This is a genomic window from Bacillus sp. FSL R5-0585 (genome assembly GCF_038004545.1).
Lineage (GTDB): Bacteria > Bacillota > Bacilli > Bacillales > Bacillaceae_G > Bacillus_A > Bacillus_A cereus.
In genome coordinates, this window is the sequence record NZ_JBBORJ010000001.1 from 4,020,001 (window position 1) to 4,025,000 (window position 5,000).

Sequence of the window (5,000 nt, forward strand, 5' to 3'; positions counted from 1 at the left end):
CGGTATTTTAATTCCCGATTTTCAAAAGTACGGTCCTGTTTATTGTCTCGAGCAAGGTTATCAAACAGAAGAAAAGGTTGAATTATTAATAAAGGATTTATTATCGCAGAATTTTACCCTCGCCATATGTAGCACTGTCATAAGTGGCGATATCGTTGCATTACTAGCTAGACACAATATAAAAGTTGTTTCATTAATACATGAGTTACCGCATTTAATACAACAGTACTCCGCTGAAGGGAAAGCTAAAAACATCGCTGAATTTGCTTACAAAGTTGTCTTCCCTTCACAATACGTATATGAAAAATTTCGTACAATCACTGAATTGGATCCTCAAAAATGTCACATTCTCCCTCAAGGTTTGTTTAACCACAATCCTTATAAGAACAATATTACAAAAGCTAGAAATGAGTTACGTAAGAGGCTTAACCTGCCTCTAGATAGCAAAATCATCTTAGGTGTAGGCTTCGCAGATTATCGAAAAGGAATAGATCTATTCTCACTTATCTCTTACTCAGTACGAAAGACTCACAAGGATATTCATTTCATTTGGGTAGGGAGAACAGACGTTCAATTCCTGAATACACTGCCCCCTAAATATAAAGCACATTTCACATTAGTCGATCCTACTCCCGATATCGGATTATATAACGCCGGGGCTGACTTATACTTATTAACTTCAAGGGAAGATCCTTTTCCAAATGTTGTTTTAGAAGCATTAGATGCAAAACTTCCTGTTATAGGGTTTAAAAATGCTGGAGGTTTCGAGGATGTTGTTACAGAAAAAACTGGTGCCTTAGTAGATTTTTTAAATTTACCCAAAATGCTAGAGAAAATATATGAATTTATTCACGATGAGGGATTACGATTACAAAAGGGAAGCTTTGGCCAAGAACTTATCGAAAAAAACTTCAATTTTCTTAATTACATTTATCAATTACTAGATCTTCTCGAACATAATTACAAAAAGATAAGTGTAATCATACCGAACTATAATTATGAAAAATACTTACCTGCTCGAATCGAATCAATCTTAAACCAAACCTACCCTCTTTACGAACTAATTTTCTTAGACGATGCCTCCACTGATCATAGCGTATCAACTTTTAAAAAGCTGCTCTCAAAAGAAAATAAGCCCCACCTGAAGGTTCAACAGATTATTAATGATAAAAACTCTGGTTCTGTATTTAAACAATGGATAAAAGGAGTCTCTGCAGCAACTGGTGATTATATTTGGATCGCAGAGGCCGATGACTTATGCGATAAGACATTTTCACAAGAGGTGATACAGGGGTTTTATATAAATAACAATATTACCTTAAGTTACACACAATCAAAACAAATTGATGAACAAGGAAATGTATTGGCTAATCATTATTTAAATTACACAAATGATATCGATAAAGAAAAATGGAAAGGCCCCTATTTTCGAAAAGGCGTCGAAGAAATACAAGATACGTTACTTATCAAAAACACTATACCTAATGTTTCAAGTGTAGTTTTTAAAAATATAGATATGAAGAAAACAGAAAAACAGTTAGAGAAGTTCAAAATAGCTGGTGATTGGTTTTTCTATGTTTCTCTTCTTACAGAGGGAGATATTTACTTCAATCCAGCCCCCTTAAACTATCATAGACGACATTTAAATAGCGTAACGAGAACAGAAGATTCATACTCCCATTACAATGAAGTTTTACAAATGCAAAATTTCATTAAAGAAAGATTTACTATCGACGACATTTCTAAAATGAAAATGTATACATATAGAAAGTATCTTAAAACATACTTAAAAATTTAAACGTGTGCTTTCTATGCCATCAATATCTCTTGTAAGGCGCTACTATTATTTAAGGGGGAATACTCTTTGAAAGACTTTATAGAGGAACATAAAGATTTAATTTCTCAAATCGCACACAGCTATAATGTAAATGCAAGTATCCAATCCTGAGGATCATATCTTTCAGTTCACTGTCACTAATCCCATCTTCCCATCAAAAAAAAGAAGCGATAGATTACTACTTTAAAGATGGGCAAAACTCAGTACAAATACTCTTAAACTTAATTACTTCCCTTTATCCTCCTACAGGCAATCCAATTCAATTGTTAGAATTTGCATCCAGATACGGCTGCGTAACACGTCATTTATTAAATCTACAAGCGAATTTGAGTATAACCGATTGCGATATACACGAAGAGGCTATTTCCTTTATTGAAAACAAATTAAATAATTCTTCTATCATTATCTCATCCTGAGCCTGAACAGTTAAAATTGGACTCCTCTACGTACGATATCGTTTTTTGTCTATCCTTTTTCTCTCATATGCCTGATACAACTTGGTTTCGTTGGCTGCAAACATTGTATAACGCTGTTTCACCTGGTGGTTTATTCATTTTCAAAACCCATGGCTATCAAACTTCGGGTTTCCAAATTTAAATGAAAAGGGCTATTGGTTTCTCTCTTCTAGTGAACAATTCGATTTAGATGTGAATCAATACGGACAAACGATAGTTAGTCCCTCTTACGTGTGTGACAAAATTAAATTATTACCCCATAACCCAATTATCAAAAAATATATTGAAGGATTTTGGTGGGAACATCAAGACCTTTGGATAATAGAAAAAGAAGTAAAATAATAAACCACGCTCTGCTTATATACAAGTAGAGTGTGGTTTATTATTTTTTACTATATAAGAACTCTTCAATCCATAGCTTATTTAATCCATAGCTTATTTAATCTAATCCCATGTTTAAAATCTATTTTAGGTTCCCAATTTAATTCTTGTTTTACCTTATCAATATTTAAAATGATTTTTTGAACGTTCTCTTGTTTTTGTTTGTAACAGATAAAATCCACTTTTCTTTCTGTTATTTTCTCTAATTTCACTATAATTCGTTTTAAAGAAAGACCTTTTCCACTCCCTATGTTATATACGCAAGATTGCAATTGATTTAATTGTGCTAGTTGTATAGTAATTTCAACTAAATCATCAATATAAATATAATCTCTAATAATCTCCTCTGGATTCCCATATATATGAATCCTTTCATTACTGAGATGCTGGTACAAAAAACAATTTATCGCCCCAACTTTTTTTAAGGGGTTTTGGTATTTTCCATACGGATTAGAATATCTACATACAACATAATCTATTCCATATTTTTTCTTATAAAAATACAAATAATTCTCCAGCGAAACTTTTGTTATTCCATACGGGGAAAGTGGTCTTAATGGATGTTTCTCATCAATAGGCAAATATTCAGGTTCACCATATATTTAAGCAAGCAAATTCATCGGACTTACTCTTTTTATAACAGCGAGTTTTTATTTATTAACGCATGGAACGAGTGGGCGGAAGGAACTTACTTAGAGCCAGATAAAAAATATGGATTTTCTTATTTAGAAGGGGTTAAAAATGCAATTGATAGAGGTATGAAAGCATACAAAAAAGACGAGTCATTCTGACTCGTCTTAAAGTTGCTTGGCGACGTCCTACTCTCACAGGGACAAGGTCCCAACTACCATCGGCGCTAGAGAGCTTAACTTCCGTGTTCGGTATGGGAACGGGTGTGACCTCTCTGCCATCATCACCAAACTATGAAGGCATATTCCTTCAAAACTAGATAACATTTGCTACATATTATATGGTTAAGTCCTCGATCTATTAGTATTCGTCAGCTCCACATGTCACCATGCTTCCACCTCGAACCTATCAACCTGATCATCTTTCAGGGATCTTACTAGCTTACGCTATGGGAAATCTCATCTTGAGGGGGGCTTCATGCTTAGATGCTTTCAGCACTTATCCCTTCCGCACATAGCTACCCAGCTATGCCCTTGGCAGAACAACTGGTACACCAGCGGTGCGTCCATCCCGGTCCTCTCGTACTAAGGACAGCTCCTCTCAAATTTCCTACGCCCACGACGGATAGGGACCGAACTGTCTCACGACGTTCTGAACCCAGCTCGCGTACCGCTTTAATGGGCGAACAGCCCAACCCTTGGGACCGACTACAGCCCCAGGATGCGATGAGCCGACATCGAGGTGCCAAACCTCCCCGTCGATGTGGACTCTTGGGGGAGATAAGCCTGTTATCCCCGGGGTAGCTTTTATCCGTTGAGCGATGGCCCTTCCATGCGGAACCACCGGATCACTAAGCCCGACTTTCGTCCCTGCTCGACTTGTAGGTCTCGCAGTCAAGCTCCCTTATGCCTTTGCACTCTACGAATGATTTCCAACCATTCTGAGGGAACCTTTGGGCGCCTCCGTTACACTTTAGGAGGCGACCGCCCCAGTCAAACTGCCCACCTGACACTGTCTCCCGGGTCGATAAGACCCGTAGGTTAGAATTTCAATACAGTCAGGGCGGTATCCCACCAGCGCCTCCACCGAAGCTAGCGCTCCGGTTTCAATGGCTCCCGCCTATCCTGTACAAACTGTACCAAAATTCAATATCAGGCTACAGTAAAGCTCCACGGGGTCTTTCCGTCCTGTCGCGGGTAACCTGCATCTTCACAGGTACTATAATTTCACCGAGTCTCTGGTTGAGACAGTGCCCAAATCGTTACACCTTTCGTGCGGGTCGGAACTTACCCGACAAGGAATTTCGCTACCTTAGGACCGTTATAGTTACGGCCGCCGTTTACTGGGGCTTCAGTTCAGAGCTTCGCTTACGCTAACCCCTCTCCTTAACCTTCCAGCACCGGGCAGGTGTCACCCCCTATACTTCGCCTTACGGCTTCGCAGAGAGCTGTGTTTTTGCTAAACAGTCGCTTGGGCCTATTCACTGCGGCTTTCCGTTAAGAAAGCACCCCTTCTCCCGAAGTTACGGGGTCATTTTGCCGAGTTCCTTAACCAGAGTTCTCTCGCACACCTTAGGATTCTCTCCTCGCCTACCTGTGTCGGTTTGCGGTACAGGCACCTTTTATCTCGCTAGAAGCTTTTCTTGGCAGCGGGGAATCAAAGACTTCGCTCCATAAGGAGCTTCCCCATCACAGCTC

Annotated in this window: 1 protein-coding gene, 2 rRNA genes and 3 pseudogenes (2 of these 6 only partly in view); 3 read left to right on the forward strand and 3 right to left on the reverse strand. The window is 38.7% G+C overall.

What is annotated here, in order from left to right:
• On the forward strand, positions 1-1,798 hold the 3' portion of the coding sequence (locus MKY38_RS20675) for a glycosyltransferase (RefSeq protein ID WP_065223796.1). Its footprint begins 134 nt before the window's first position; only the last 1,798 of its 1,932 coding nucleotides appear in the window; the start codon falls outside the window, past its left edge; the stop codon is at positions 1,796-1,798.
• Positions 1,799-1,864: 66 nt separating this feature from the next.
• A pseudogene (locus MKY38_RS20680) lies at positions 1,865-2,634 on the forward strand (class I SAM-dependent methyltransferase).
• Between the two features lie 40 nt (positions 2,635-2,674).
• Here MKY38_RS20680 and MKY38_RS20685 read toward each other — a convergent pair.
• Positions 2,675-3,275: pseudogene (locus tag MKY38_RS20685) on the reverse strand (GDP-mannose 4,6-dehydratase); the annotation flags it as partial.
• Here MKY38_RS20685 and MKY38_RS20690 point away from each other — a divergent pair.
• A pseudogene (locus MKY38_RS20690) lies at positions 3,261-3,464 on the forward strand (glycoside hydrolase family 99-like domain-containing protein); the annotation flags it as partial. The pseudogenes MKY38_RS20685 and MKY38_RS20690 sit on opposite strands and share 15 nt — an antisense overlap.
• Positions 3,465-3,478: 14 nt before the next feature.
• On the opposite strand, the gene rrf reads toward MKY38_RS20690, so the two are convergent.
• Together rrf and MKY38_RS20700 are read right to left on the reverse strand one after the other, a co-directional pair.
• A 5S ribosomal RNA gene (gene rrf / locus MKY38_RS20695) occupies positions 3,479-3,594 on the reverse strand.
• Positions 3,595-3,643: 49 nt separating this feature from the next.
• A 23S ribosomal RNA gene (locus tag MKY38_RS20700) occupies positions 3,644-5,000 on the reverse strand; it runs 1,565 nt beyond the window's last position.